Below are 26826 nucleotides of genomic sequence, written 5' to 3' on the forward strand. Positions count from 1 at the left end.
GACAGGTGCGGCCGCCCATTCGGGAGCAGCCGACACGAAATTCTCAGGCGCCGCTGGCGGCACCGGGGCTGGCTGCTCGACAACAGCTTCCGGCTCGGGCTCGACCACGGGCTCTGGCGTCGATTCCCGGGGCACGGCCTGGACAGGCTCGTTCCACGGCAGGTCGATTTCCTCGACTGCCGGTGCAACCGGCTCGGGTTCGGGCGCGGGCGCGGGAGTCATCCTGGCAACCGGCTCGGGCACAGCCTCGACGACGGGAGCCGGGGCTGACGCCTGCGCAACAGGTGGCACAACCGCGGCGGCCGGCGCTTCGGCCACCCGGGCCACGGTTGCCGCTACCGGCGCGGCAGCGGCGGCCGGCCCCGCCACCTCGCTCGCGGAATCAACTGTGGCCTGGCTGATCCCCACTGGCTTTAGTGGCTGCCTGGGTGCCGCGGCGCTGTCGGCCGGACGGAACGCGAGCATGCGCAGCAGGACCATCTCGAAACCGCCCCGCGGATCCGGCGCCAGCGGCAGGTCACGCCGACCGATCAGGCCCATCTGATAGTAGAACTGCACGTCTTCGGCCGGCAGCGCCTGGGCCAGGGCCAGCACCCGGTCGCGGTCGCCATGGCCGTTGTCGACCCCCTCGGGCAGCGCCTGGGCGATCGCCACGCGGTGCAGCACATTGAGGATTTCCGAAAGCACGCCGTTCCAGTCCGGCCCCTGTTCGGCCAGGTGGCGCACAGCTTCGAGCAGCGCCTTGGCGTCGCCGTCGATCAGCGCATGCAGCACATCGTAGACCTGGCCATGGTCCAGCGTGCCGAGCATCGCCCGCACATCGCTGGCCAGGACCTTGCCTTCACCGAAGGCGATGGCCTGGTCGGTCAGGCTCATGGCGTCGCGCATCGAACCGTCGGCCGCGCGCCCGAGCAACCACAGGGCGTCGTCCTCGAACGGCACGTTCTCGACCCCGAGTACATGGGTCAAATGCTCGACCACCCGCTCCGGGGTCATGTTCTTCAGGGAGAACTGCAGGCAGCGCGACAAAATCGTTGCCGGAAGTTTCTGCGGATCGGTGGTCGCCAGGATGAACTTGACGTAGGGTGGCGGCTCTTCCAGGGTTTTCAGCAAGGCGTTGAACGAATGGCTGGAAAGCATGTGCACTTCGTCGATCAGGTAGACCTTGAAGCGCCCACGGCTCGGTGCGTACTGCACGTTGTCCAGCAACTCGCGGGTATCCTCGACCTTGGTGCGGCTCGCGGCGTCGATCTCGATCAGGTCGACGAAGCGCCCTTCATCGATCTCGCGGCACACCGAGCATGTCCCACAGGGGGAGGATGTGATGCCGGTCTCGCAGTTCAGGCACTTGGCGATGATTCGCGCGATGGTGGTCTTGCCCACCCCGCGGGTACCGGTGAACAGATAGGCATGGTGCAGTCGCTGGCTGTCCAGAGCATTGATCAGCGCCTTGAGCACATGGGTCTGGCCGACCATTTCGCGGAACGAGCGCGGACGCCATTTACGTGCAAGAACCTGATAACTCATCGATAACCGTCGCATCTGGAAAGCGGAAGACCGCTAATGCTAGCGGAGCAGGGGCAAAATTGCATCCGGCGTGCTGCTCCAAGTCCGAGAACGACCCGCCGGCCCAGCCTGGCGACTATATAGGGAGCGTGCCCGGAGTGTCCCGCCATAGCGGCGAGGGAACGAACGCCGCTACCCAGCCTGGTACCTCCCGCGCCGCCATGGGCCGGGCAATGAACTCGCCCTGCGCCACGTCACACCCCAGGCTGATCAGCAACTGCCCCTGCTCGGCAGTCTCCAGCCCCTCGGCGATCACCTCACGCCCAAACGCCCGGGCCAGGCCGATGATTGCCGTGGTCAGGGCCAGGTCATCCTGGTCGTGGAGAATGTCGCGAACGAAGGAACGATCGATCTTGATGGTCTGGGTCGGCAGGCGCTTGAGGTAGCTCAGGGACGAATAGCCGGTTCCGAAATCATCCAGGGAAAAGCGCACACCCAGCGCCTGACAGGCCTGCAGGCATTGGCTCACCCGCTGGATGTTCTCGATGGCCACCGATTCGACGATTTCCAGGTCCAGCATCTGCGCCGGCACCTCGGCATAACGGCTCAGCAACGCCTGCAGCCGCGCAACGAAATCCGCGCGCTGGAAGTGCCGCGCCGCGATGTTCAGGCTGACCGGCCAGTTGTAGCCCGCCCGTCGCCAGGCCTGAATCTGCGCCAGGACACCGTCGATGACCCACTCGCCGATCTCGCCGACCACATCCGTCTGCGCCACCGGCGGCAGGAACTCATGGGCGTCGAGCAGACCGCGTTGCGGGTTCTGCCAACACACCAGCGCCTCGAAGCCGAGCACCTGGCCGGTGCGCAGGTTGACCTTGGGTTGATAGACCAGCCGCAGTTCATCGGCTGCCAGGGCCTGGCGTATCAGTTCGACGGTCTGGTAGGTGGCCCTGATCTCCTGATCCAGCGACACATCGAACAGGTGAAAGCGGTTGCGTCCGCCCTGCTTGGCCATGTACATGGCCTGGTCGGCGTGGCGCAGCAGGGTGTCGGCATCTTCGTCGTCCTCCGGGAACAGGGTCACGCCGATACTGGCATAGACGTGAATTTCCTGTCCGCGAATCGAATAAGGCGCCGAGATCGCCCACAGCACCCGCTGCAAGGCGGCGCGCAACGCCTGGCTGTCGTGCACGTAGCGCAGGATCAGCACGAACTCATCGCCGGCCAGGCGCGCCACCACATCCTCGCCCCGCATGATCCCGCGCAACCGCGCGGCGACTTCCACCAGCAAGGCATCGCCGCAGGCATGCCCGTAACTGTCGTTGACCGCCTTGAAGCCATCGAGATCGAGCATGCACACCGCCAGCGGAATCCGCTCGCGCCGGGCGTAGTCCAGAGCCTGGTTCAACAGTTCGGAGAGAAAGGCCCGGTTGGGCAGACCGGTCAGCACGTCATGGCCGACCCGCCACTGCAAGGTCTGCAGCAGACGCTGCTTTTCACTGACATCGAAGCGGATCGACATGTACCGGCGCACCTGCCCCGTCATCTCATCCAGCAGCGGCACCATGGTACTGTCGAGCCAGAACAGCGAGCCATCCTTGGCACGGTTGCACACCTCGCCCTTCCACACCTGCCCACGGCTCAGGGTGCGCCACATGTCGTCAAAGAATTCACTCGGATGAAAGCCGGAATTGAGCATGCGGTGGTTCTGCCCCAGCAGTTCCTCGCGACTGTAGCCGGAAATCGCACAGAACGGCTCGTTGACGTAGGTGATCCGTCCGTTCAGGTCCGTCTCGGAGAAAATCGCAGCTGCATCCACTACCTTGCGGTACGTCTCGTCCATGAGTCAGTTCACTTGGGCAGTTACCGGTTGAACCGATCGATCAGGGCCTGCGCCCCCGCAGAGACAAGCACCCGTTCGCCAACACGGCCGAGCCCGCCCTACAACAGGGCAGCGCAGGCTGTTCGGCAGAACTTCGACGAAGATCAACTAGAGTTAAACCGAGGTTGTCAGCAGATCGAAGCATGGACCGCTGGAACCCGCAAAATAGACACCCGAAGGCTCGGTTTGGCGTTCGTGGCATGCAGTTCGGGGAAATACCTGGATTTCCCGACTTGCAAAACGGCCACCTGAAATACGACCACCAAAAATCTGTCTGATCCACCGATTCTACGAATTACATCACATTATGCAATAGAAGGTGATGAATCATGGTGTTGCCTAATGCAAAGATTTATCGTTAAGTTCTTGATTCTAAATGGGAATTGAGCGATGGAAATTTCAAGTTTGGGTATGGCCATTAGACGCTATCGCAAGGTAGCGGGGCTGACTCAGGCTGAACTTGGCGAGAGAACCGGTTTTGACCCCAAAACCATCAGCCGCTTCGAAACCGGCAGCTACACCCCCAGCGTGGAAGCCCTGTTTCTGTTCGCCGATGTGCTGGGGGTAAAACTGAAGGTGTTTTTCGCGGATATGGGCGACGAGGACGAGCAGCGTGCCTACCTGTTCGGCGTCATTCACAAAGCCCCCTCAAAGGACCTGGGAAAACTGATCGCCGCGGTCGATCTCGCCTTGTCCAAGCCCTGAATCACCTCACTTCAGGTCCGCCCCACGGGGCCGGACCTGAGGCACAAGCGCCTCGGCACCCACCCCGTGAGCAACACCGCCCCCGTGGGAGCGGGCTTGCCCGCGAATCGCAACCCCACCGCGGCCTTCCCACTGCAACCCCAGCACACTCCCCAGCACAATCGCCCCCCCCCAACAGCACCATCGGCGACACGCCAACCCCCAGCACCAGCGCCGCCATCACGATCGCCACCGGCGGAATCAGATACAGCGCGACCGCTGAACGGCTGACCGCCGAATGCGTCAGCACATAGCCCCAGGCCAGGTAGGCCAGGGCGCTGGGAAAGATTCCCAGCACCAGCACCGCGACATTCACCCGCAACGATGCCTGTGTCACCGCCGTCCCCAGCCCCGGCAGATAGACGCACAGCAGCAGCGTCCCGGCCCAGACCATATAGCACGCCGTGGTCAACCCGCTGTAGTGATGGGCGTAGTGTTTCTGCAAGACGAAATAGATGCTCCAGGACAGCGCCGCCAACACGATCAGGAAGCCCTGGGGATTGAACGTGCCAATGCCGTGATCGCCCCAGATCACCACCAGCACCCCGACGAACCCGACAAGCACGCCCAGCCAGCGCCAGCCGCTCACCGACTCCCTGAGCCAGAAGCAGGCGATCAGCGTACTGAACAACGGCGTCGACTGGGCCAACACACTGCCCGCCCCAGGCGTGACCCATTGCTGGCCATAATTGATACTGACGTGATGCAGGAAAATCGCGAAAAAACCCAGCACGAACAGCCACGGCAGATCGCACAGGCGCGGCAAGGCAATGCCCTTCACCAGCGCCACCCCGGCCATGAACACCGATGCGATCAGGAAACGCAGCAGGGCCAGGTGCCCCGGGCTGTAGTTTTCCAGGCCGATATGGATACCGGTCGGCGAATAGGCCCAGCAGAGAATGACCGAGGCGGTGGCAAGGGAAACTTTTATCGAAGGCAGGGCTTTCACGGCAGGGCGACATCCAAGATGATCTAGGGAATGTGCCCAGTCTTGAGCGGCCTGGCGATCAGCACAATTGACGAATATTGAGACGAGAATTCACCGGGAGTGAATCATGGAACTGGCGCAAATGCGCATGGTGAAAGCGGTGGCCGAAACCGGCAGCATCGCCCTTGCCGCCCAACGGCTGCATTGCGTGCCGTCCAACATCACCACGCGCATCAAGCAACTGGAAGGCGAGCTGGGCACCGAACTGTTCGTCCGTGCCGGGCGCGGCCTGAGCATCAGCCCGGCCGGGCAGATCTTCCTGGAATACTGCGCGAAGATCCTCGACCTGGTGGACGAAGCCAAGCGTGCCGTCGACGCCAACACCCGCCCCTCCGGCACCTTGCGCATCGGTGCCATCGAGTCCTGTGCGACCGTGCACCTGCCCGCCCTGCTCGCCGAGTACCACCGGGCCTACCCCGAAGTCAGCCTGGAACTGATCACCGGCACCTGGACGCAATTGATGGAGGACGTGCGCCAGCGCCGGCTCGATGGCGCCCTGGTAGCCGTCGACGTCCATCATCCGAAAATCGCCACCGCCGCACTCTACCGAGAAAATCTGGTACTGATCAGCGCGGCCGACAGCGCACCGATCCACAACGCCCACGACCTGCTGGGCCGAACCCTGATCATGTGGCCGAACGGCTGCCCCTATCGCGCCGCCCTGAAGAACTGGGTGCAGGAGCACGACCGCAATCCACCGATCGCCAGCTATGGCAGTTGGGGCACCATCATCGGCTGCGTGAGTGCCGGAGCCGGCGTGTCGCTGGTGCCGGAAGGCATCCTGCGCCGTTTCGAACAATCGACGGGGCTGGCGACCTACCGTTTCGATGAGCTGACACCCGTACAGAACAGCTTCATCTGGCACAGGGAAACCACCCGGCACCCGGCCCGCGAGGCCTTCGCCCGGCTGCTGCATGAACGTCTGGAGCCCCAGCCACAGTAAGCGCAGGCACGACAATCTGGCGATTGACCAGTCCTTTCGGTTATCCTGCGGGGCTAAATTAATTCAAAATGTAAGGGACTACGATGAAACACCTGCGCCAGTTGTTGGTGGCCGTGTTGCTCAGCGCAACCACTTTGCCCGCCATTGCCGCCAACACCCCCGCGCCTGCGCCAACCGCCAGCGAACAACCGCACCAGACCGCCGAACAGTGGCTCGCCACCCTCAAGCAGCAGCACGGCACCATCACCCTGCCCGGCGGTATCGCCGCCCTGCAACTCAACAACGAGTTCTACTACCTGTCGCCGGACGACACCGAGCGCCTGCTGACCGAAGCCTGGGGCAACCCGCCCGGCCACAAGACCCTGGGCATGATCATCCCCACGGCGGTCAGCCCGTTGGCGGACAACGGCTGGGGCGTGATCATCAGCTACAAGAACGATGGCCACATTTCCGACGATGACGCAGCCAAGATCGACTACGCCGAACTGCTCAAGCAGATGCAGGCCGAAGACGAGGAAGACAACAAGGAGCGTCGCAAGCAGGGTTACGCCGGCCTGCAACTGCTGGGCTGGGCCGAGCCACCGAGCTACGACCAGGCCACCCACAAGATGTACTGGGCCCGCGAACTGAAGGCCGACGACGCCGACCAGACCACCCTGAACTACAGCATCCGCGTACTGGGTCGCGAGGGTGTGCTGGAACTCAACGCCGTGGCGGCCATGGCCGACCTGCAGACCATCAAGCAGGAAACGCCGAAGATCCTCGCCTTCACCAACTTCACCGACGGCAACCGCTATGCCGACTACGACGCCAAGACCGACAAGCTGGCGCCCTACGGCCTGGCGGCGCTGGTCGCGGGTGGCATTGCCGCCAAGGCCGGCCTGTTCGCCAAGATCGGCGTAGCCCTGCTGGCGTTCAAGAAGTTCATCATCCTGGGCCTGGTGGCCATCGCCGGCTTCCTCGGCAAGCTGTTCAAGCGCAAGTGATCCGCCCGGCAGGCCCGCCTCCCCTGTAGGAGCCGGGCTTGCTGGCGATAGTGGTTTTGCAGACGCCGCCGTCGATGGTCAGCCGGGCTTGGGCGGCGCCTGCCCACCACCCGGTGACAAGCCCACCGCTATCAGTTCACTGTCTGGGCCTTGAAGACGGATAAACTGCCGGTCGACGCACAATCCAGCGGCGCCCTGGTGGGCTACATCCTCAACGCCAACGCCTTGGGCAAGGCCACCCTCACTGCCACACATGAACGCACCTGCCGGCCCCCGGCATCGCGAAAGCCGCCTCGGCACCAGCGTGATCCAGGCCCGCCAGCCCCATGCGCTGCAACGGGTGCCGGTCTTCGTCACCACCCCGTGCCGGATTCGCCAGGGGAAAAGCTGATGAGCTGGGACGATCGGCAGGCGCGAGTGGGTTCGAAACACCTGATCCTGCTGCCGGCAGGGCGTGAATTGGCGATCAACAACTCAAGCGCCTTCACCTGGGCGCCTCGACCTTGCGCCGCCAACTGGCGAACGAGGACGACAGTTTCAGCAACATCCTGGAAAACGTTCGGCTGGGCATGGCTTTGCCCTGGCTGCAGACCACGCCGAGACCGATGGGCGAAATTGCGGCGGCCGGCGGGTATGCCTCGGCGTCACGTTTTGCAGTGCGTTTTCGCAAACATTACGGGTTATCGCCGAGGGAGTTTCGGGCAGCGATTTAAACACCGGGTTAAAACCTAGCCAGCCCCACCCGATATCGGCGTGAGAGCACGCCGATATCATTCTCCTGCGGCGCCAAAGTCCATGCCTTTGTCCAGCCAGGTCACGAGGTCGGCCGGAGACAGGGGCTTGGCGAAGTAGTAACCCTGCCCCTGATGACAGCCCCAGCCGCGCAACAAGTGGTAATGCAGGTCGGTTTCAATGCCCTCGGCCACCACCGTCAAGCGCAGATCCCGCACCAGGCTGATCAGGCCACGGATGATGTGCCATTCATTGTTACCCGGCTGGAGGTCGGCCAGCAGCGACCGGTCCAGCTTCACGCTGGTGGCCGGGATCTGCCGCAGGTAGGCCCAGTTGCTGTAGCCGCTGCCGAAGTCGTCGATGCCGATCGCCACGCCCAGGTCGCGGAACCGTTGCAATTGAGCTCGCACCGTCTCGAAATCCGTCACCAGAACGCTTTCGGTGAATTCAAGTTCGATGTACTGCGGCGCCACATTGAACTCATGCAGGGCGCCGGTCAGCTCGTCCAGCAGCCTTCCGTCCGTCAGGTCCAGGGCCGAAACGTTCAGGGATGCCGTCATGACCAGGCCCTGGCTGCGCCACTGCGATAACTGCTCGCAGACGCGTCGAACCACCCAGCGGGTAATGTGGCGTATGGAAGCCGTGGTTTCAGCCAGGGGAATGAATTCGGCAGGACCGATTTCCCCCAGCGTCGGGTGCGTCCAGCGCAACAGGGCTTCGACCGACGCGCAACGATTGCTGGCCAGGTCAACCCGTGGCTGGTACACCAGCCTGAACTGGTCCTTCGCGATCAGTGCCGCCTCGATGGCATTGAGCAACGCCGTACTGCGACGCAGGCTCGCATCGATCAGCGGGTCGTAATCGAGCCAGCGTTGCTCACTCAGGCGTGCCGCATCGGTAATGCTGGCCATCAGGCGCAGGATATCCATGGGCGCCAGGGTGTCACGATCAAGCTTGAGAACGCTGATGCCCACATCGGCGAAAACCGGCACATTCGCAATGGACAGGGGATGGCTGAACGCAGCGACCATGTCGTCGAGCAGGCTTTGCAATGAGAGCGCCGGTGAAGGTTCGTGGAGCATGACAAAGCCCAGCGTGCCCGAGCGATAGAGACGGGCGCCTTCTGGCAACGCATCCAGCAGCAACTCCTTGACGGCCAGCATGAAGGTGGCGAAGAACTCCAGCCCCAATGCCTTGACCAGCCTGTCCATTCCGGACGCGGAAAGCGGTTCGACCAGGATCGCGACCCGATCCTCCCCCGCAGCCCGCTTGAGAATGTCCGCCTCGAAGCGCTGCCGGTTGGGCAAGCCCGTCATCGGGTCGTAGAAATGCTCCTGATGAAGCGATTCCAGGCGCGCCACCACCACGTTGGCCGCGTTGCGCAGCAAGGCACGGCCCTGCTCGTCCATCGGGGAGCGCGATTGCTGATCGATGATACAGAGTCTTCCCACGCTCAGCCCCGGCCTGATCATCAGGGGTGCGCCAGCGTAATACCGTATGAACGGGGCGCCCGTGACCAGGGGATTGCTTGAGAAACAGGGGTCGCCGCGAGGGTCGCACACTTCCAGTACAGCCTCGACTTCGAGGTTATGGGCACAGAAGGACATTTCCCGCGGAGTGCGTTCCGGCTCCAGGCCCACACGGGCCTTGAACACCTGATAGTCGCGCTCAATGATACTGACCAGCGCGATCGGCACCCCGAAATAGGCGGAGACTATCGCGACGACACTGTTGAGCACCGGGTCCGACCCGCTTTCAAGGTCTGCGGTCAAACGATCCACGTCGACCAGGCGAGCCAGTTCTTCTTCCTGGGAGATGAGATTGCTCATGTTCACGTTGACCTATTGACGGTACTGCAGGTGGAGTTATCACGTGGCGCTGCCACTGTTACTTCATGCCAGTTTATTCATGATTGGCACGTCGAACCATTGAACTTGACCACCAACCTGCCAGACAGCAGCTCTTGGCCAGCGAGCGCTTGCGTCAAGCGAAATAAAGTCGGTTCTCCGTATGTCGATATCTTCGTGCGAAGCCAGACAGAGCCGTTATTCTTCCTACGGTTGGCGATGATCGCCCGTTACGTGTCCGAGATGTCGGATCAAGTCGCATGGAGCCACACTTATCAGCATGTTGTCCCGGAGGCTCGAACTCGTAAGCCGTTTGGCTCGTGCCCAGCCAGGCGTGCCAGCCCGATATGTGGGGGCTATCCTGGTCGTCGCGCTGTGCTGTGCGATACGCGCGCAACTTCCAGCCACAGCCCTGCCCTACCTGTTTTTCATACCCGGCCTGATGTTCATAGGCTTCTGGTTCGGCATTGGGCCGTCAGTCCTCGGATGCGTGCTGGCGGTACTGACCGCCCAGTATTTTTTCATCGGCCCGATCGGTTTCCACCAGGACCTGACCACCTGGATCAACAGCGCGAGTTTCGGCCTGGTCTCCTTCGCCATGGCGGTGGTCTGCGCATTGTTCCGGCAAAGCCTGAATGCTCTCTCCCATGTGAATGAGCGCCTTGAACAGGAGGTCGAGCGGCGCACCCTGGAGCGCGACGGCATCTGGAATGTGTCCCCCGACCTGATCAGCGTGTTGTCCGCGGAGGGTGAATTACTGGCGGTGAATCCGGCCTGGCAAGCTGAAACCGGGCACGCTGAACAGGCACTCAAGGATGGCGCGTTTTTCACCTTCATCTCCCCTTCGCAGTTGTCGGATGCCCTGCGCAACCTGAGCGAACGACCGATCACCGAACTCAATACGCAAGGCGCGCGCAGCAATGGCCAGCCGCTGCACCTGAACTGGCGGATCGCCCGCAGCCAGGGACATTACTTCGCCGTTGCCCGAGACATCACGCTGTTCAGGGAGCGCCAGGACGCCTTCGAGCAGGTCAGGTCGCAATTGCAGCAAAGCCAGAAGATGGAGGCCGTGGGCCAACTGACGGGCGGCTTGGCGCACGACTTCAACAATCTGCTCACCGTGATCACCGGCAGCCTCGACAGGCTTGAACAGCACGTCGCCCAAGGTCGACAGGAAGACCTGCTGCGCTACATCGGACTGGCCCGCAATGCCTCGGACCGAGCCGCCTCCCTGACCCACCGCCTGCTGGCCTACTCCCGCCGCCACACCTTGGCCAGTAGCGTGGTCGACCCGGCGTCGCTGGTTCAGGGTATGAAAGAGCTGATCAGCCGCACACTGACACCGCGCATCAAGCTGGAGGTGTCAACGCCACAGGATGCCCTCCTGTGCTTTTGCGACGCCCATCAATTGGAGAACGCGATATTGAACCTGTGCATCAATGCACGGGACGCCATGCCCCATAGCGGTCAGTTGCGGATCGAGGTCAGCCGGTGCCGAATCGAACCGACACAGGCCAGCGCGACGCTGGGCGCGGGCGATTATGCACGTATCCGCGTGTCGGATACCGGCGCCGGCATGCCTGCGAGCATCCTTGAACGCGTGTTCGACCCCTTTTTCACCACCAAACCGCTGGGTTCCGGCACCGGCCTGGGCCTGTCGATGGTACACGGCTTCGCCCAACAAGCGTCCGGAGACGCGCAAATCACATCGACGGTGGGCAAAGGCACCACGGTCACCCTGTTTCTGCCGATCCATGACAGCTCGCAGGTCGCCACCGACGCCATGACCGCCCCTGACTCCGCAGACACGGCCGCCCTCTCATGCGGCCCCGTGTTGGTGGTCGATGATGAAGTCGTCATTCGCGACCTCATCAGCGAAGCACTCCAGGAGCTGGGCTGCGAAACCGCCCAGGCCTCAACCGGCCTGGAGGCCCTTGAGCAGTTGGAGCAACTGCCTGACATGGAATTGCTGATTACCGACATCGGCCTGCCGGGAGGCATGAGTGGCGATGAACTGGCCCTGGCCGCACTGAACGTACGACCGACGCTGAAGGTGCTGTTCATTTCCGGTTTCACCGAAGACACCTTGACCACGATCGGCTTGAAAAACGGCCAGACCGAACTGCTGCTCAAACCCTTCACGGTCAGGGAACTCAAGGAGCGGGTTCAGAAACTGCTTTCCACAGGCTGAACATCCGGCGAGCGGTCGCCGATAGCCTTTGCCCCTCGCGCCCACCGTTCGGGAAAACCGCTGGAGCGGATCGCCGGCTCGCAACACTGGATCTCGAACGTCACCAGTTGCTCAACCACGAAGGGATCCTCGGTCAGCATCAACTCGATATCGCCAAGCCGCTCTCCCTGCGCGAGGATAAAACCGCCGCCCTGCTGCAGGGGCCCGGCAAACAGGATGCTGCCCGCCTCGATGAACCGGACCAGCCATGCCTTGTGGGCCTCCAGGTGAACCTTGACCTGCTCCAGGGGACGGATATAACTCAGCGTAATGGCAAACATCATGGTGTGATCCTCATTCGGACGTGGAGTCAGGCAGAAACCGGAAAACCGTGCAGCACATCGGCAATCGCCACCCTGGCCTGGTCGATGCCCTGTTGCCGGACCTGTTCGCCTTTCGAGGCCCCTTCGGCGCGAACGAACCGCACATCGTTGATCCCCAGGAAACCGAAGAACGCCTTGAGGTAGTTCTCCTGGAAATCCATATGGGCAAAGGGGCTCTGCGCATAAAAACCGCCACGGGCCGAGACCACGATCACGCGCTTGCCGCCCGACAGGCCCACCGGGCCGTTTTCCGTGTACTTGAAGGTCCGGCCCACCTGGGCGATACGGTCCAGCCAGGCTTTCAACTGGCTCGACACCGAGAAGTTGTACATCGGCGCGCCAATCACCAACAGGTCACTGTGCAGGAATTCGGTGACCAGCGTTTCGGAAACCTGATGCTCGCGCACGGTGGCCTCGTCCCAGTCGCCGCCGCCCGGCTGGCGGAAGCCTGCGGCGATGGCACCGCTCAGGTGGCTGATTGCGTTTTCGGCCAGGTCGCGGTAGGTGACGTGAGCCTCGGAATGGCGGGCCCGCAGTTGCGCCACAACGGCGGCGGACAGGTCCCGTGTCACGGAACCGTTGCCCAGGATGCTGGAATCGATATGCAGAATGTTCATACAAACCTCGCGTTCATCGGTTGGGTTATCAAGTCTGAAACGGGTCACTGCCCGGCCTCCCTCGCCGCTCGATCGATCAACCTGGCCACCTCATCAGGATGGGAGAGCAATGACAGATGGCTGGAATCGATTGAAATGACCTGGGCCCCGATCCATTGGGCGATGGCCTGTTGCACATCCGGGCGCAGGGCCTGGTCATTTTTCGTCTGCAGGTACCAGCTCGGCTTGTCGTGCCAGGCTGCATGCCGGATCTTCCCGGCAAAGCTCGCGGCGGCGATCGGTTGCTGGATCGCGGCCAATACCTGCGCCTTTTTCAGCGGCAGGTCGGCGGCCATCAGCTGATGGAACACCTGGGGATCGTCCAGCCAGATCAGCCCCTCGGCATCCGGCACAAGACCGTCCATGGGCGCCTTGAGCCTTTCGAGCAGGTCCGCCACCGACTCGCCGCTGTCGGGCACCAGCGCGGAGAGATAGACCAGTCCCTTCACATTGTTGGCATTGCCTGCCTGGGTAATCACCGCGCCAGCCCAGGAATGCCCCACCAGCAGCACGTCGCCCTTCTGCCGCCGCAACACGCGTACGGTGGCCGTGACATCGTCGGCCAACGAAGTCAGAGGGTTCTGCACCGCCGTGACGTGGTAACCCATGGCCTGCAACCGGGGGATGACCTGCGACCAGCTGGAGCCATCGGCGAAGGCGCCGTGCACCAGCACGATATTGCGCACGCCCCCCGGAGTGGGCGCGGCATTGGCCTGGGTGCCGCCAAAGAGCATCGCCAGCCCGACCGCTGTCGCCAGCCGCCCCAGCCACTTGAAGGCCTGGAGCGCAGTGGAGTGATGTGAAACGCTGAACAAACTCATGCCGAAGTGCCTTGATCCGTTGATGGAAGCCAGTCTATCGACGCCCCGGCGGCGGCGGCAGATGGCAAACCAGACAGGTTTCATGCAAAACTCGCCACTTCGCCACTCACCCAGGAAGCGTTCCCGTGCGCATTGCGATCGTGGCCGTAGAAGGCAGTCTGCTATCGGCTATTACCGGCCTGGCCGACCTGTTCTGGATCACCCAGCAGGCCTTGCGCACGCCGCCGCCAGGCATGGCACCGGGCCTGCCCGACGCGACGGCGCTCGGTTTCGAAACCATCATCGTCAGTGCCGAGGGCAAGCCGCTGCGCGATCCTCAGGGGCGGTTGATTCCGGTCGAGGGCTCCTTCCATGAGCTGGGCCCGTGCGACGTCGCACTCGTCACCGGCATGGCCCTGGGGCCGGACAAGTCACCGCCGCTGACCAACTCGATCCGCCAGGCGGCGGCCTGGATAAAGCGGCGCCATGCAAGCGGCGTACTGATAGGTGGCGCCTGCGCCGGAACCTTCGTGCTGGGCGAAGCCGGCTTGCTGGATGGCCGACGCTGCACCACCACCTGGTGGTTGCACCACGTGTTCAAGCAGCGCTACCCCAAGGCGCAAACAGTCTGGGGCACCGCGGTGGAAGAACAGGATGGCATCATCACCACCGGTGGCCCGCTGTCCTGGGTCGACCTGGCGCTGCACGTGATCCGCCGCCAGGCCGGGACCGAAGTGGCCAAGTTGGCCGCTGACATTTCGGTGGCCGACAGCCTGCCGCTGCCCCAGGTGATCTACGCGCCGCGAGGCTTTGTCAACGCGGCCGATCCCTTGCTGCTGCAAGCCGAGCAGATCATCCGCCACATCAACCCGGGGGTGACCGCCGAAGGCCTGGCCGGCGCGTTGAACCTCAGCGAAAGAACCCTGCATCGACGACTGAAGGAACTGAGCAACGAGTCGCCGAAGGCCTTTATCACCCGCGTCAGGATCGAAACGGCATGCGTGCTGCTGGAGACGCCGGGGGCGAGCGTGAAGCAGGTGGCGGCCAAATGCGGCTACAGCGAGGAGACGGCGTTCAGGCGGGCGTTCAGCCAACAGACGGGGATGACACCGGCGGACTATCGGCGCTGGTTGAGCGGGCGAAATACCGGCACGGCTAGCCGATAAGCCTCCCGCTTCAAGAGGCCCGTCCTGGGCCTGCGCGATTCAGCCCCGGTAACGCCCGGGCTTGTGCCAGATGATCAGGATCGCGTTCATCGCCACGGTGCCCAGCAACGACCAGGCCATTTTCCCGAAGGGCAGATAGAGGCTCGCCACGATGAACAGCACGGCATCGCAGGTCAATTGCGCGACACCGGCATTGATCGAAAACCTGCGCTGAGCCCATAGCACCACCGACCCGGTCCCGCCCATCGAGGCGTTGTGCCGGGCCAGGCAGAGGATGCCCATCCCGAGAAACGTTCCGCCCAGAACACAGCCGATATCGGGATTGATGCCCGTCGCACTCAGCAGCGGGCTGACCAGGCTGACCCCCAGGCCCAGGGCGAAGCTGACCAGCACGCTCTTGAGCGTGAACGCCCGGCCCATGGTGAACAGCGCGAACAGCAGGAAGGGAATATTGATCGCCGGAACCAACACCGACGGTGTGTAGGCACTGATGAACGAGCCCAACAGCGCCATGCCGGCGATGCCGCCGGTAATCAGCCCGCTCTTGCCCAGGATGGCGATACCGGTGGCGGCAAAGGCAATCCCGATGAACAGGCCATAGGCGTCGTCCAGCAGACTATGGCGAGGGTACGGGGCCGTCAGCCCGGCCAGGTCGTCAGCGCAGCTCATAAGGGACACTCATCGGGGTGATACCGTGATTGGCGAGCCCTTCGACCGGCGTGATCCGGGCGATCTCGATGCCGTGGCGCACGATGACCACCTCGGTGCCGTGAGTGACCTGTTCGAGGATGAATTCGAGGCTGGCCTGCGCGTCGTTCACGCCGTATTTGACTTGCTGCATGTCGTCGTTTCCTTTTGGGATAGCAGCCCTCTGTGCCGAGCCTGGTGGATTGCACCGACGGCCCCGCTACGCCCCGCATGGGTTGTATGGCTGGATGCTTAGTCTGGACTTCAAGACGCGGAAAGTGCTTTCGTATTTTGTGGCAAAAACGCTAGGATGCGAAAAACCCTTTCACAGAACTCATGATATGCAAAAAAATAATCTGGACGACATGGACCGGCGCATTCTGCGGGTGCTTAGCAAGGACGGCCGGGCCAGCCTGCAGGACATCGGCAAGCAGGTCGGCCTGTCGTCGAGCCCCTGCTGGCAGCGGATCAAGCGGATGGAAGACGCCGGGGTCATCCAGGGCTACCAGGCGCGCATCGACATGACCGAGCTTGGCTATCGCGACGGCCTGATCGTCATGGTCACGCTGGAGCACCACAGCGACGAACAACTGGACAAGTTCGAGCAGGCGCTGGCCGACATTCCCGAGGTCATCGAGGCTTACCTGGTGTCGGGGGAATACGACTACTTCCTGCGCCTGGCAGTGAAAGACACCCGCGACTATGAGCGGCTGCTACGGGAGAAACTCTACAAGATTCCAGGGCTGCGGCATTCGGTGTCGAGTTTTGTGTTGCGGCAGCTCAAGGCGGCGAGTGTGCCGCTTTAAGGGGCAAGGGTCAGCAGCGAGGGGGTTGCTGATCTTTTCAAAAATTCAGATGGAGTGAAATGACACGATCAGTCGGCCTGACAACATCACATCTCGAGATTTTCACGACAAAGTCTTGAAAAAGACTTACAGAATGGAGGCAACCCCACCAGCCACACCCCGGCACACAATGTTCCCGCTGTGGCTGCTCCCTTCCGGGCCTGACCAGGTTAACGGGTAATCGTTGCGGGGGGACCGATGGGGTCACCATGACAACACTCGCCTGGCAGCGAGCCGCGCCATTGTACCTGGATAACGAGAAGTTACAACCGCCAGGTGGCGTAAAAATTCGATGGGGGTCAAGTACTTGTCTGCGCAGGGCTCGGGCCCCTGGCGGCACAGGGAGGATGCAAATGGCCGGAACGCTGCTGCACCGTGGGAGCCGGCTTGCTGGCGATGGCGGTTTCGTTGGCGCCGCCCAGGGTGCTGGATGGCCGCCGTTGGCGGATCGCCAGCAAGCCGGCTCCCACAGGAGATTGCGCATCCTGTGGGAGCGTGGCTTGCCCGCGAACAGGCCTTCAAGCCTTGCTCCCCGCCATGGGGTCAGGTGGTTATGTGTTTTGCATCCAGCAGTCCGTCGACGTGGGTCTGGGCCAGGTCGACCAGGTGCACGACGGCCAGGGCCAGTTTGCGGGTGGTGCCTTGCAAGTGGTCCACGCATTCGTAGGCGGTCGCAGAAGCCGACTGGAGGATTTCGTGGATCTGGATCAGGGCGTCTTCGGGGTTCGGCGATTCGCGGCGTGGGTGACGATTGATCAAGGAAGAGAGTTCGTAGTGAGCGAACGCTCGGTCGACGGCGCATTGGCCGGCGGGGGATGACAGGTCTTCGGTTGGGGGATTGGGGGTGATCTTGAACATGGCGCTATTCCTACCTTGATGGTTTGGAGCCATCACCCGCCCGCTTGCACGCGATTTAGGGTGGCAGCCATACGCAGGTGTGCAAGACCGGGGCAAGATAGGAAACCCGGCAGATCCCGAAGATCTCCCACGTACAGCCGCCATGACACGAACCTCAAACATGAGGATGCCTGAAGGTACAGGAGGAACAGTACGCCTGATCTTGCGGTCCGGACTTGCACGTCCGTATCACCGATTTGGCGGTGACAAGACGCAGACTAGTACCCGGCCGGAACAGGCGCAACGGGTTGGGATTTTCTAGGAAACTTCACGCAAGTTAAAGAGATCTTTCTGCAATGCGTTTCCTGGGATCGGGATAAATACTCAAATGACCGGCCAGCCACCCTGGCTTCCGAGCATTCCCCGGAGAACCATCGATGTCGAATTTAGCACCGTCCAACCAGATGAGTAGCTGGGCTACAATGTGGCCCACTAGCCTGGAGAATCCGACCATGCCCTCAAATGCAGTCGTACGAGCCCGCATTGATGAACACATCAAAGAGGAAGCGACTCTTGTCCTGGCCGCCATGGGTCTGACCGTCTCTGATGCCTTCCGTATGATGATGACCCGCATCGCCCATGAAAAAGCACTGCCATTTGAGCCATTGGTGCCGAATGCGACCACCCTTGAGGCCATGAAGGAAACACGCCAAGGCGGCCTGAAAGCCTTCGATTCCGTAGAGGATCTGATGGCTGACCTGAATGCGGAAGATTGAGTACGCAAGGCAGTTCAAGCGCGATTACAAACGTGAAACCAAGGGCCGGCACCGAGAATCTCTACAGGGCGATCTGATGTCCCTCATAACGGCACTGGCGGATGATCAGCCATTGCCCGAAAAACACCGGGACCATGCGCTGACTGGCGATTGGAGAACCTTCAGAGACTGCCACGTCAAACCAGATCTGGTGATGATTTATCGCAAGCCGAACCCTGAAGTCCTGCAACTCGTGCGCCTTGGCTCACATAGTGAGCTTGGTTTCTAGGAAAATTCCATCAGCGGGAACCCACGTTCCAGCCTCTGGCTTGCCCGCGGAGCGATAGAGCATCGCAATCCTTCATGGGGGTCGCGTTATCGTTCTTCGCGGGCAAGCCACGCTCCTACAGGTTCGGTGTCAGGCTTGGATACCATGGGTTTTCAGGAAGGCGACGAAGGCTTCTTCGTCGAGCACCTTGAGGCCCAGCTCGTTGGCCTTGGTCAGCTTGGAGCCGGCACCGGGACCGGCGACCACGCAGTGGGTCTTGGCCGACACGGAGCCCGCCACCTTGGCGCCCAGCCTTTCCAGCTTGTCCTTGGCGACGTCACGGCTCATCAGCTCCAGCGACCCCGTCAGGACCCAGGTCTGGCCGGTCAGCGGTAAGCCTTCGACGGTCTTTTTCTCACTCTGCCAGTGCATGCCGAAGTCGCGCAACTGCACCTCGATCACCAGCGCCCGCTCAGCATTGCCCGGCACGTCGAAGAACTCCCGTACGGCCTTCGCCGGCTTTTCATTCAGCGCCTGGCGCAGGTCCAGCCAGTCGGCGTTGATGATGCCTTCGACCGAACCGAACTTGGCCGCCAGTTTTTCCGCTGCGGTCGGCCCTACCGAACTGATATCCAGCTTGGCGATCAACCCACCCAGGGTGGTGCTGGCGGCGAATTCAGCGCCCAGTTCGGCCTGGTCCTGCAGCACCAGGCCGCGTTCGAGCAGTTGTGCAATGACGGTGCGGTTGTGCTCGTCTTCGAAGAAGCTGTGGATCTCGTGGGCCACTTCCAGGCCGATGTCCGGCAGGTAGGTCAGCACTGACGGCAATGCCTGCATGACCCGCTCCAGCGAGCCCAGGGAGCGGGCCAGAACCTTGGCGGTTTCCTCGCCCACGTCAGGGATGCCCAGGGCATAGATGAAACGCGCCAGGCTCGGCTGCTTACTGTCGGCGATGGCTTGCAGCAGGTTGCTGGTCGACAGTTCGGCAAAGCCTTCGAGGTCGACGATGTCTTCGCGCTTGAGGGTGTAGAGGTCGGCCGGCGAGGCGATCAGTTTTTCATCCACCAATTGCTCGATGGTCTTGTCGCCCAGGCCTTCGATGTCCATCGCGCGACGGGAGACGAAGTGGATGATCGCCTGCTTGAGCTGCGCGCCGCACGCCAGGCGGCCGACGCAGCGGTACACCGCGCCTTCGCTGACGGTTTCGCGACCCTTGCTGCGCTTGATCAGTTGGGTGCGCTCGACGTGGGAGCCGCACACCGGGCAGCTCTCGGGAATCTGTACCGCACGGGCGCTTTCCGGGCGGCGCTCGGTGACCACCTGGACGACTTGCGGGATCACGTCGCCGGCGCGGCGGATGATCACGGTGTCGCCGATCATCAAGCCCAGGCGCGCCACTTCGTCCATGTTGTGCAAGGTGGCGTTGGAGACCGTGACGCCGGCCACCTTGACCGGTTTCAGGCGAGCCACCGGAGTGACCGCACCGGTACGACCGACCTGGAATTCGACGTCGAGCAGTTCGGTGAGTTCTTCCATGGCCGGGAACTTGTGGGCGATCGCCCAGCGTGGCTCGCGGGCGCGGAAGCCCAGCTCGCGCTGGGAGGCCAGGCTGTTGACCTTGAACACCACGCCGTCGATTTCATAGGGCAGCGCATTGCGGCGCTCGCCGATGGCGCGGTAGTAGTCCAGACACTCGTCGATGCCTTTGGCCAGTTTCAGCTCGTGACTGATCGGCATGCCCCAGGCCCTGAGTTGCTGCAGGTTGCCGATGTGACTGTCGGCGATGTCGTGAGACACCTGGCCCAGGCCATAGCAGCAGAACTCCAGTGGACGGCTGGCGGTGATCTTCGAATCGAGCTGGCGCAGACTACCCGCCGCAGCGTTGCGCGGGTTGGCGAAGGTCTTGCCGCCCGCCTCCGCCTGCGCGGCGTTGAGGCGTTCGAAGCCGGCCTTGGACATGAACACTTCGCCACGCACTTCGAGGATCGCCGGCCAGCCGGTGCCCTGCAGCTTGAGCGGGATATTGCGCACGGTGCGCACGTTGACACTGATGTCTTCGCCGGTGGTGCCGTCGCCACGGGTGGCACCGCGCACCAGCAGGCCGTCCTGGTACAGCAGGCTGACCGCCAGGCCGTCGAGCTTCGGTTCGCAGCTGTATTCGACGGCGGCGCCGCCCCCGAACAGGTCGCCGGCCGGCAGATCGAGACCTTCGTTGACCCGGCGATCGAATTCGCGCATGTCGACTTCTTCGAAGGCGTTGCCCAGGCTCAGCATCGGGATTTCATGACGGACCTGGGTGAACGCGGTCAGCGCGGCGCTACCGACACGCTGGGTCGGCGAGTCGGCGGTGACCAGTTCCGGGTGTTCGGCCTCCAGGGCCTTGAGCTCGTGGTACAGACGGTCGTATTCGGCGTCCGGGATGCTCGGTTCGTCGAGCACATGATAGCGGTAGTTGTGCTGATCCAGTTCAGCACGCAGCTCTAGAATACGGGTCTGGGCGGCAGTCATGGAGGGTCTCTCGGAAAGCAAAAGAGCAGCCGGGGCTGCTCAATATGTTAGTGCGGTTTCGGCGGTTGGGCTTGCCCGCGAATACGTCAGCAAGCCCACTCGGGAGAATCGCTAATCAGCGCTTCTGGGTCAGCGCGCGGCGTTCGAATTCGACGATGCGCTGGCGGTAGTGCTCGATGGTCTGGGCGGTCAGCACGCTGCGCTGGTCATCCTTGAGCTCGCCGTTGAGTTCCTGGGACAGCTTGCGCGCCGCGGCCACCATCACGTCGAAAGCCTGCTTCGGATAACGCGGGCCTGGCAGGCCGAGGAAGAAGCTCACCGCCGGGGTGGTGAAGTGGTCGATGTCGTCGAGGTCGAACACGCCCGGCTTGACCGCGTTGGCCATGGAGAACAGCACTTCGCCGTTGCCAGCCATGCTTTCGTGGCGGTGAAAAATGTCCATCTCGCCGAAACGCAGGCCGCTTTCCAGGATGTTCTGCAGCAGGGCCGGGCCCTTGAAGCCGTTCGGGTCGCGGCTGATCACACTGATCACCAACACTTCCTCGGCCGCTGGCTGGTCCTTGTCGTGACGCTCCTTTTCCTGGCGCGCAGCCGGCTTGTGGTCATCGACGAAATCGTCCCGGCTGTTGAAACCCGGGCCTTCCTCTTCCAGGTCAAGATTCAGGTTCAGGTCGCCCTGAGTCGGCTCGCTGGCACGCTTGCCACGCTTGGACGGTTTCTCCCGCGGCTCGCGCGCCGGCATGCTCACCGAAGGCAGGTCATGCTCATCCAGCTCGGGCTCCTTGTGGGTTTCCAGCACGCGGGCCGGGCCCAGCAGTTCAGGATTGGAGTCGTCGTCCGGCAGGTTCGAGAAGCTGCGGTCCAGACGAAACTTGAGCTTGCCCTTGCCACCGCGCATCCGGCGCCAGCCATCGAAAAGAATACCGGCGATGACAATGATGCCGATGACGATCAGCCACTCGCGCAGACCGATTTCCATGTAATCCCGTGCCTCTAAAATAATGGTTCTATGAAGAAAGGGCGGAAAACCCTTTAAAGCGTGGTGCCAACTCTATGTTCTGACAGGCATTTTTTCCCACGCACAAGAAAATTGGACATTAAATTAACACGACCAAAGGTAACTTTACACCGTCTGTCGTACAGGGTATGCATTAATAAGTCCCCAAGGATCGGTGCGAGTTCCCGCAAGGCCTGAGGAAAGCACCTTGCGCCTTGAATCCGTTGCCCTCCTCAGGCGTCGACCATGGCCATGGCTTCCTCGACATCCACCGCCACCAGCCGCGAACAGCCGGGTTCGTGCATCGTGACCCCCATCAGTTGATCGGCCATTTCCATGGCGATCTTGTTGTGGGTGATATAGATGAATTGCACCGACTCCGACATCTCCTTGACCAGCCGGGCATAACGTCCAACGTTAGCGTCATCCAGCGGTGCATCAACTTCGTCGAGCATACAGAACGGTGCCGGGTTCAACTTGAAGATGGAGAACACCAGGGCCAATGCGGTCAATGCCTTCTCGCCACCGGACAACAAATGAATGGTGCTGTTCTTTTTCCCCGGGGGCCGCGCCATGATGGTCACGCCGGTATCGAGCAGGTCGTCGCCGGTCAGGTCCAGATAGGCACTGCCGCCGCCAAACACTTTTGGAAACAAAGCCTGCAGGCCACCGTTGATCTGATCGAAGGTGTCCTTGAAGCGATTGCGGGTTTCCTTGTCGATCTTGCGAATGACGTTTTCCAGGGTTTCCAGGGCTTCGACCAGGTCGGCGTCCTGCGCGTCCAGGTAACGTTTACGCTCCGATTGTTGCCGATATTCGTCGATGGCCGCGAGGTTGATCGCGCCCAGACGCTGGATACGCCCGGCGATGCGCTCGAGCTCTTCCTCGGCGTCCTTCTCGCTGGCCCCGGCGACCAGGGTGGCGAGCACCCCGTGCAAGTCGTAGCCGTCTTCCAGCAACTGGTCCTGCAGGGCCTTGCGACGCACCGTCAGGGCCTGCCATTCCATGCGTTGCTGTTCCAGTTGGCCACGAATCAGCTGGGCCTGCTGCTCGGCCTGGCTGCGCCGCTTCTCGGCGTCGCGCAGCTCGCGGTCGGCATCTTCCAGGGCCAGTTGCGCGGTCTTGAGTTCGACATCGACGCTCATGCGCCGGTCGAGCAATTCTTCGAGCTTGAGACGCAGTTCCTCGAGCGGGGCTTCGCCCTCCTCCAGGTTCAGGCTCAACTGCTCGCGTTTTTCCGTCAGGCGTTCGGATTGCAGCTCCAGGCGCTCAAGGGCCTGGCGGGTGGAATCGTGCTGGGCCTTCAGCGAGCCCAGGCGGACCGCCAACTGGTGGGCATGGTCCTTGTGCTGGCGGGCTTCCTGGCGCACCCGGTCGAGGCGCTCACGCAGGCTGTCACGCTCGGCCAGCAGCAGTTCGCGCTGCTCGGCATCCACCGCCATCGCGTCGAGGGCTTCCTGCAGTTGCAGGCGGGCCTCGCCGGTTTCCTCGTGTTCCTGGGCGCGCTGCGCGGCCAGCTCTTGCACTTCTTCATCGAGCCGGGTACGACGCAGTTGCAACTGCTCGACCTTGGCCCTGGCGGCGGACAGCTTGGCTTTCAGCTCGCCCTGCTGGCGGGCTTCGTCCTGCAGCAGCCGGCGCAAATGTTCACGACCGGTTTCCTGCTGGCGCTGGGTGGCGCGCAGGGTTTGCAGCCGGGTTTCGAGGGTCGCCAGGGTCTCTTCCAGGGCTTCGCGATCGAACTGCAACTGCTCGATTTCCTGCCCGCGGGCGAGCACGCCGCTTTCCGCTTCGCTGGCGCGGCGCACCCGCAGGAAATGCCGGCCGACCCAATAACCGTCGCGGCTGATCAGGCTTTCGCCGGCCTTCAGTTGCCCGCGCAGGGCCAGGGCCTGCTCCAGGCTGTCGACCGGTTTGACCTGGCCCAGCCAGGGTGACAGGTCGATATCGGCTTCGACCTTTTCCAGCAGGCTGCCAGCCAGGCGGATGCCGTCCGCCACCGGGCTGAGCAGGCGCAGGTCGCCCTGCTGGAAAGTGCCCAGATCGAGGCCGGCGAAGTTGTCCACCAGCACCGCCTGCAGGTCGGCGCCGAGCACGGTTTCCACCGCCAGCTCCCAACCCGGCTGCACCTTCAGCCCCTGCGCCAGACGCGGGCGCTCGGCCAGGTTCTGTTCGCGCAGCCATTCGGCGGTGCCGGTGCCGGGATCGAGTGCCGCCTGCTGCAGGGCTTCGAGGGACGCCAGGCGGCCCACCAGCCGTTGCAGATCGCCCTGAGCCTGTTGCTGCTCCAGGGTGGCCTTGTGCAACTCCTGGCGCAGTTGCTCCAGGCGCTCGACCTGGCCCTCTTCGCTGGCCTGCAGGTCTTCCAGGGTCTGTTCGCTCTCGGCCAACTGCTCGGTGAGTTCGAGAATCGCCTCGTCTTCCGGGTCTGCCGCGAGCAACGCGCGTTCTTCGACCAGGCGGCGCTGGCGCTCACCCAGACGCTCCATGCTCGTTTCCAGTTGCTGGATGCGCGACTGCTGAACTTCCGCCTGGCGCCGCGGCTCGGCAGAACGCAGGTTGAAGCCGTCCCACTGCTCCTGCCAACCGTGCATGGTGGCTTCGGACTCCTCCAGCGCGGCGGCGGCCTCTTCGGCGGCGGCACTGGTCAGTTCCTGCTCGGGCTCAAGCATCGCCAGCTCTTCGCCGAGGGTCGCCAGCAGGGTGCGGTCATGCCCCAGGTGCGATTCGGTTTCCAGCCGTGAACGTTCGGCTTCGCGCAGGTCGTCCTGCAACTGGCGCAAGCGTTGCTGGCCGTGCTGTATGCTCTGCTCGACCCGGGCGATATCGCCGCCCACCGAGTAGAAACGCCCCTGCACCTGGTTGAAGCGTTCCGACAGCTCGTGGTGACCGTCGCGCAGGCGCTCGATGCTGGCATCGGCGTTGCGCTGTTCGGCCACCAGGGCTTCGAAACTGATTTCCTGGTTGCCGATGATCGACTCGCGCTGGCCGACCTGGTCGTTCAGCGCCTGCCAGCGCAAGGCCGACAGCTGGGCCTTGAGCTGGCGCTCCTCGGCCTTGTATTCCTGGTATTTCTCGGCGGCCTGGGCCTGGCGGTGCAGCCGTTCGAGCTGGCGTTCGAGCTCTTCGCGCAGGTCGGTCAGGCGCGCCAGGTTCTCGTGGGTACGGCGGATACGGTTTTCCGTTTCGCGCCGGCGCTCCTTGTACTTGGAGATCCCCGCCGCTTCCTCGATGAAGTTGCGCAGGTCTTCCGGCTTGGCCTCGATCAGCTTGGAGATCATCCCCTGCTCGATGATCGAGTAACTGCGCGGCCCCAGACCGGTGCCGAGGAAGATGTCGGTGATGTCCTTGCGCCGGCACTTGGTGCCGTTGAGGAAATAGCTGTTCTGGCTGTCGCGGGTCACCTTGCGGCGAATGGAAATCTCCGCATAGGCCGCATACTCGCCGATCAGGGTGCCATCGGAGTTGTCGAACACCAGCTCGATGCTCGCCTGGCTGACCGGCTTGCGGCTGGTGGAGCCGTTGAAGATGACGTCGGTCATCGACTCGCCACGCAGATTCTTCGCCGAGCTCTCGCCCATCACCCAGCGGACGGCGTCGATGATGTTCGACTTGCCGCAACCGTTGGGGCCGACCACCGCCGCCATGTTGCTGGGGAAGGTCACCGTGGTCGGGTCGACGAAGGACTTGAACCCCGCCAACTTGATGCACTTGAGCCGCACGCTTAGTCGACCGCCAGGGCAGACAGCACGATGTCACAGCTGCGCTGGGCGTAGCTGGCCAGCACCGAACGGATCAACGGCAGATCACGCGCCAGCACCGCCGCGAGCAGGCGGGCGAACAGTTCCAGGTACTCGCTCATTTCCGCCTTGCGCCGCTCCAGCGCCAGGTAATAGGCGCGGCTCATGGCCGGCTGCAGGTTCTCGACGGTTTCCTGCAGGTACGGATTGTCGGCGAACGGGTATGCGGCGCGCATCACATTGAAGCTGTCTTCGACGAAGGTGCGGATGTCCTGGCGCTCGTAGCTGTCGGTCAGGCGCTGCTGCAACTGCAGGAACGGCGCGAGGTCGGCCTGCACCTGCCAGCGCTGGGCGACGGCGTTGCCGAGCAGAATGTACAGCTCGCTCATCAGCGTACACAGGCTCTGCACCTTGTGGGCGGTCAGCTCGGTCACGTGGGCGCCGCGTCGCGGCAGGATCGCGATCAGGTGGCGACGTTCGAGAATCAGCAGGGCTTCGCGCACGGAGCCACGGCTGACATTGAGCGCCAGCGTGACCTTCTGTTCCTGGATACGCTCCCCGGGTTTGAGTTCGCCGCGGATGATGCGCTCGGCGAGGTGGTGAGCAATCTGCTCGGCGAGGCTGTCCGGCGCCTTGAACGTCATGGTTTTCCTTCAAAAATCTTTGGTCAGTGCAAGCGGCGCAGTGTAGCGCAATTGCTACATGATGGCGCAGGGACAAATGGCTGGAATTTGGCACGAAATACGCATTTCATCAGGAGCTAGACTTTCATGAAGAGCCGGCCCCTATCGGCATTTGCAAAAACTTGACCTTAAGGTCAGATTTTTGTTGACCAAAAAGTCAGACAGCCATAGATTCTGCCCCAACGGTCAACAATAATAATGAGTCTGCGAGGCCTTCCGTGATCCAGTTTCTTCTCAACCAGGAGCTCCGTAGCGAGCACAGCCTGGACCCGAACCTGACGGTACTCAACTACCTGCGTGAACATCTGGGCCGCCCCGGCACCAAGGAAGGTTGCGCCAGTGGCGACTGCGGGGCCTGCACCGTGGTGGTCGGCGAACTGCACACCGACGAAACCGGCACCGAGCGCATTCGTTATCGCAGCCTCAACTCCTGCCTGACCTTCGTCGCCGCGCTGCACGGCAAGCAGTTGATCAGCGTCGAGGACCTCAAGCACCAGGGCCAACTGCACAGCGTGCAACAGGCCATGGTCGACTGCCACGGTTCGCAGTGCGGCTTCTGTACACCGGGTTTCGTCATGTCGCTGTTCGCCCTGCAGAAGAACAGTGAAGCGCCGGACCACCACAAGGCCCACGATGCCCTGGCCGGCAACCTCTGCCGCTGCACCGGCTACCGGCCGATCCTCGCCGCCGCCGAACGGGCCTT

22 protein-coding genes, 1 other RNA gene and 2 pseudogenes are annotated in these 26826 nt (G+C 62.6%); 10 read left to right on the top strand and 15 right to left on the bottom strand.

All coding sequences use genetic code 11. The features are described from left to right. Together dnaX and K675_RS0127690 are read right to left on the bottom strand one after the other, a co-directional pair. Nucleotides 1-1527, bottom strand: a 1527-nt coding sequence (dnaX, locus tag K675_RS0127685) for a DNA polymerase III subunit gamma/tau (protein WP_037007318.1), incomplete at its 3' end; no start/stop codon positions are given. A gap of 115 nt (nucleotides 1528-1642) precedes the next feature. Continuing rightward, on the bottom strand, nucleotides 1643-3349 hold the full coding sequence (locus K675_RS0127690) for a putative bifunctional diguanylate cyclase/phosphodiesterase (protein ID WP_017906714.1): 1707 nt from the start codon (nucleotides 3347-3349) through the stop codon (nucleotides 1643-1645). Between the two features lie 429 nt (nucleotides 3350-3778). Here K675_RS0127690 and K675_RS0127695 point away from each other — a divergent pair, with 429 nt between their 5' ends. Next, nucleotides 3779-4093: a helix-turn-helix domain-containing protein gene (locus tag K675_RS0127695; protein ID WP_026145589.1), complete on the top strand. Its 315-nt coding sequence runs from the start codon at nucleotides 3779-3781 to the stop codon at nucleotides 4091-4093. Nucleotides 4094-4099: 6 nt separating this feature from the next. On the opposite strand, the pseudogene K675_RS31490 reads toward K675_RS0127695, so the two are convergent. Then, nucleotides 4100-5081, bottom strand: a pseudogene (locus K675_RS31490) (DMT family transporter). Nucleotides 5082-5187: 106 nt separating this feature from the next. Here K675_RS31490 and K675_RS0127705 point away from each other — a divergent pair. From K675_RS0127705 to K675_RS34010, 3 genes and pseudogenes are all read left to right on the top strand, one after another. Beyond that, nucleotides 5188-6063, top strand: a complete 876-nt coding sequence (locus K675_RS0127705) for a LysR family transcriptional regulator (RefSeq protein WP_017906716.1) — start codon at nucleotides 5188-5190, stop codon at nucleotides 6061-6063. An 83-nt stretch (nucleotides 6064-6146) separates the two neighbouring features. Then, entirely contained in the window at nucleotides 6147-7049 is a 903-nt protein-coding gene (locus tag K675_RS0127710; protein WP_017906717.1) for a DUF2167 domain-containing protein, read from the top strand. Between the two features lie 253 nt (nucleotides 7050-7302). Next, nucleotides 7303-7762, top strand: a pseudogene (locus tag K675_RS34010) (helix-turn-helix domain-containing protein). A 57-nt stretch (nucleotides 7763-7819) separates the two neighbouring features. Here the strand turns inward: K675_RS34010 and K675_RS0127715 are convergent. Next, the gene (locus tag K675_RS0127715) at nucleotides 7820-9610 is read right to left on the bottom strand and encodes a sensor domain-containing phosphodiesterase (RefSeq protein ID WP_017906718.1); all 1791 of its coding nucleotides are present in this window, start codon (nucleotides 9608-9610) and stop codon (nucleotides 7820-7822) included. Nucleotides 9611-9908: 298 nt separating this feature from the next. Here K675_RS0127715 and K675_RS0127720 point away from each other — a divergent pair, with 298 nt between their 5' ends. Then, entirely contained in the window at nucleotides 9909-11819 is a 1911-nt protein-coding gene (locus K675_RS0127720; protein WP_026145590.1) for an ATP-binding protein, read from the top strand. On the opposite strand, the gene K675_RS0127725 is transcribed toward K675_RS0127720, so the two are convergent. Genes K675_RS0127725 through K675_RS0127735 form a run of 3 tightly spaced genes read right to left on the bottom strand, consistent with a single transcriptional unit; the run spans nucleotide 11795 to nucleotide 13658 of the window. After that, complete coding sequence (locus tag K675_RS0127725) at nucleotides 11795-12142, bottom strand: YciI family protein (protein WP_017906720.1); 348 nt, start codon at nucleotides 12140-12142, stop codon at nucleotides 11795-11797. The two genes, K675_RS0127720 and K675_RS0127725, sit on opposite strands and share 25 nt — an antisense overlap. Nucleotides 12143-12168: 26 nt before the next feature. After that, complete coding sequence (locus K675_RS0127730; protein WP_017906721.1) at nucleotides 12169-12798, bottom strand: FMN-dependent NADH-azoreductase; 630 nt, start codon at nucleotides 12796-12798, stop codon at nucleotides 12169-12171. A gap of 44 nt (nucleotides 12799-12842) precedes the next feature. Continuing rightward, on the bottom strand, nucleotides 12843-13658 hold the full coding sequence (locus K675_RS0127735) for an alpha/beta fold hydrolase (protein ID WP_017906722.1): 816 nt from the start codon (nucleotides 13656-13658) through the stop codon (nucleotides 12843-12845). A gap of 125 nt (nucleotides 13659-13783) precedes the next feature. Between K675_RS0127735 and K675_RS0127740 the strand changes: the two genes are divergently transcribed. Next, the gene (locus K675_RS0127740; RefSeq protein WP_017906723.1) at nucleotides 13784-14803 is read left to right on the top strand and encodes a GlxA family transcriptional regulator; all 1020 of its coding nucleotides are present in this window, start codon (nucleotides 13784-13786) and stop codon (nucleotides 14801-14803) included. A gap of 39 nt (nucleotides 14804-14842) precedes the next feature. On the opposite strand, the gene K675_RS0127745 is transcribed toward K675_RS0127740, so the two are convergent. Both K675_RS0127745 and K675_RS0127750 read right to left on the bottom strand, forming a co-directional pair. After that, the gene (locus K675_RS0127745; protein ID WP_017906724.1) at nucleotides 14843-15472 is read right to left on the bottom strand and encodes a YitT family protein; all 630 of its coding nucleotides are present in this window, start codon (nucleotides 15470-15472) and stop codon (nucleotides 14843-14845) included. Continuing rightward, nucleotides 15459-15644: a type II toxin-antitoxin system Phd/YefM family antitoxin gene (locus K675_RS0127750; RefSeq protein ID WP_017906725.1), complete on the bottom strand. Its 186-nt coding sequence runs from the start codon at nucleotides 15642-15644 to the stop codon at nucleotides 15459-15461. Before K675_RS0127750 ends, K675_RS0127745 begins: the two co-directional genes overlap by 14 nt. A 187-nt stretch (nucleotides 15645-15831) precedes the next feature. On the opposite strand from K675_RS0127750, the gene K675_RS0127755 reads away from it, so the two are divergent. Further along, complete coding sequence (locus K675_RS0127755; protein ID WP_017906726.1) at nucleotides 15832-16296, top strand: Lrp/AsnC family transcriptional regulator; 465 nt, start codon at nucleotides 15832-15834, stop codon at nucleotides 16294-16296. 143 nt (nucleotides 16297-16439) lie between these two features. Here the strand turns inward: K675_RS0127755 and ffs are convergent. Both ffs and K675_RS0127760 read right to left on the bottom strand, forming a co-directional pair. Then, nucleotides 16440-16536, bottom strand: an RNA gene (gene ffs / locus K675_RS32655) — signal recognition particle sRNA small type. 342 nt (nucleotides 16537-16878) lie between these two features. Further along, nucleotides 16879-17193: a DUF6124 family protein gene (locus tag K675_RS0127760; protein WP_017906727.1), complete on the bottom strand. Its 315-nt coding sequence runs from the start codon at nucleotides 17191-17193 to the stop codon at nucleotides 16879-16881. A 491-nt stretch (nucleotides 17194-17684) separates the two neighbouring features. Here K675_RS0127760 and K675_RS0127765 point away from each other — a divergent pair, with 491 nt between their 5' ends. Next, nucleotides 17685-17948, top strand: a complete 264-nt coding sequence (locus K675_RS0127765) for a type II toxin-antitoxin system RelB/DinJ family antitoxin (RefSeq protein ID WP_017906728.1) — start codon at nucleotides 17685-17687, stop codon at nucleotides 17946-17948. Then, entirely contained in the window at nucleotides 17935-18216 is a 282-nt protein-coding gene (locus tag K675_RS0127770) for a type II toxin-antitoxin system YafQ family toxin (protein WP_017906729.1), read from the top strand. Before K675_RS0127765 ends, K675_RS0127770 begins: the two co-directional genes overlap by 14 nt. Before the next feature lie 129 nt (nucleotides 18217-18345). On the opposite strand, the gene ligA is transcribed toward K675_RS0127770, so the two are convergent. The 4 genes from ligA to K675_RS0127790 form a co-directional block, all read right to left on the bottom strand. Beyond that, a complete protein-coding gene (gene ligA, locus K675_RS0127775) occupies nucleotides 18346-20703 on the bottom strand; it encodes an NAD-dependent DNA ligase LigA (RefSeq protein WP_017906730.1) in 2358 nt (785 codons plus the stop codon). Between the two features lie 115 nt (nucleotides 20704-20818). Continuing rightward, entirely contained in the window at nucleotides 20819-21682 is an 864-nt protein-coding gene (gene zipA, locus K675_RS0127780) for a cell division protein ZipA (RefSeq protein ID WP_017906731.1), read from the bottom strand. Nucleotides 21683-21933: 251 nt separating this feature from the next. Continuing rightward, nucleotides 21934-25422 carry a chromosome segregation protein SMC gene (gene smc / locus K675_RS0127785; RefSeq protein ID WP_017906732.1) on the bottom strand — a complete coding sequence of 1163 codons (3489 nt, stop codon included), beginning with the start codon at nucleotides 25420-25422 and terminating at the stop codon, nucleotides 21934-21936. 2 nt (nucleotides 25423-25424) lie between these two features. Continuing rightward, a complete protein-coding gene (locus tag K675_RS0127790) occupies nucleotides 25425-26084 on the bottom strand; it encodes a GntR family transcriptional regulator (RefSeq protein WP_017906733.1) in 660 nt (219 codons plus the stop codon). A 257-nt stretch (nucleotides 26085-26341) separates the two neighbouring features. Here K675_RS0127790 and K675_RS0127795 point away from each other — a divergent pair. Continuing rightward, nucleotides 26342-26826, top strand: a 485-nt coding sequence (locus K675_RS0127795) for a 2Fe-2S iron-sulfur cluster-binding protein (protein ID WP_017906734.1), incomplete at its 3' end; no start/stop codon positions are given.

Source organism: Pseudomonas fuscovaginae SE-1 (genome assembly GCF_000364705.1).
Taxonomy (GTDB): domain Bacteria; phylum Pseudomonadota; class Gammaproteobacteria; order Pseudomonadales; family Pseudomonadaceae; genus Aquipseudomonas; species Aquipseudomonas fuscovaginae_A.

What these genes read in the sequence shown, in the direction of transcription:
- K675_RS0127690 (WP_017906714.1), bottom strand. Translation starts at nt 3,349, where the DNA reads ATGGACGAGACGTACCGCAAGGTAGTGGATGCAGCTGCGATTTTCTCC.
- K675_RS0127695 (WP_026145589.1), top strand. Translation starts at nt 3,779, where the DNA reads ATGGAAATTTCAAGTTTGGGTATGGCCATTAGACGCTATCGCAAGGTA.
- K675_RS0127705 (WP_017906716.1), top strand. Translation starts at nt 5,188, where the DNA reads ATGGAACTGGCGCAAATGCGCATGGTGAAAGCGGTGGCCGAAACCGGC.
- K675_RS0127710 (WP_017906717.1), top strand. Translation starts at nt 6,147, where the DNA reads ATGAAACACCTGCGCCAGTTGTTGGTGGCCGTGTTGCTCAGCGCAACC.
- K675_RS0127715 (WP_017906718.1), bottom strand. Translation starts at nt 9,610, where the DNA reads ATGAGCAATCTCATCTCCCAGGAAGAAGAACTGGCTCGCCTGGTCGAC.
- K675_RS0127720 (WP_026145590.1), top strand. Translation starts at nt 9,909, where the DNA reads ATGTTGTCCCGGAGGCTCGAACTCGTAAGCCGTTTGGCTCGTGCCCAG.
- K675_RS0127725 (WP_017906720.1), bottom strand. Translation starts at nt 12,142, where the DNA reads ATGATGTTTGCCATTACGCTGAGTTATATCCGTCCCCTGGAGCAGGTC.
- K675_RS0127730 (WP_017906721.1), bottom strand. Translation starts at nt 12,798, where the DNA reads ATGAACATTCTGCATATCGATTCCAGCATCCTGGGCAACGGTTCCGTG.
- K675_RS0127735 (WP_017906722.1), bottom strand. Translation starts at nt 13,658, where the DNA reads ATGAGTTTGTTCAGCGTTTCACATCACTCCACTGCGCTCCAGGCCTTC.
- K675_RS0127745 (WP_017906724.1), bottom strand. Translation starts at nt 15,472, where the DNA reads ATGAGCTGCGCTGACGACCTGGCCGGGCTGACGGCCCCGTACCCTCGC.
- K675_RS0127750 (WP_017906725.1), bottom strand. Translation starts at nt 15,644, where the DNA reads ATGCAGCAAGTCAAATACGGCGTGAACGACGCGCAGGCCAGCCTCGAA.
- K675_RS0127755 (WP_017906726.1), top strand. Translation starts at nt 15,832, where the DNA reads ATGCAAAAAAATAATCTGGACGACATGGACCGGCGCATTCTGCGGGTG.
- K675_RS0127760 (WP_017906727.1), bottom strand. Translation starts at nt 17,193, where the DNA reads ATGTTCAAGATCACCCCCAATCCCCCAACCGAAGACCTGTCATCCCCC.
- K675_RS0127765 (WP_017906728.1), top strand. Translation starts at nt 17,685, where the DNA reads ATGCCCTCAAATGCAGTCGTACGAGCCCGCATTGATGAACACATCAAA.
- K675_RS0127770 (WP_017906729.1), top strand. Translation starts at nt 17,935, where the DNA reads ATGCGGAAGATTGAGTACGCAAGGCAGTTCAAGCGCGATTACAAACGT.
- ligA (WP_017906730.1), bottom strand. Translation starts at nt 20,703, where the DNA reads ATGACTGCCGCCCAGACCCGTATTCTAGAGCTGCGTGCTGAACTGGAT.
- zipA (WP_017906731.1), bottom strand. Translation starts at nt 21,682, where the DNA reads ATGGAAATCGGTCTGCGCGAGTGGCTGATCGTCATCGGCATCATTGTC.
- K675_RS0127790 (WP_017906733.1), bottom strand. Translation starts at nt 26,084, where the DNA reads ATGACGTTCAAGGCGCCGGACAGCCTCGCCGAGCAGATTGCTCACCAC.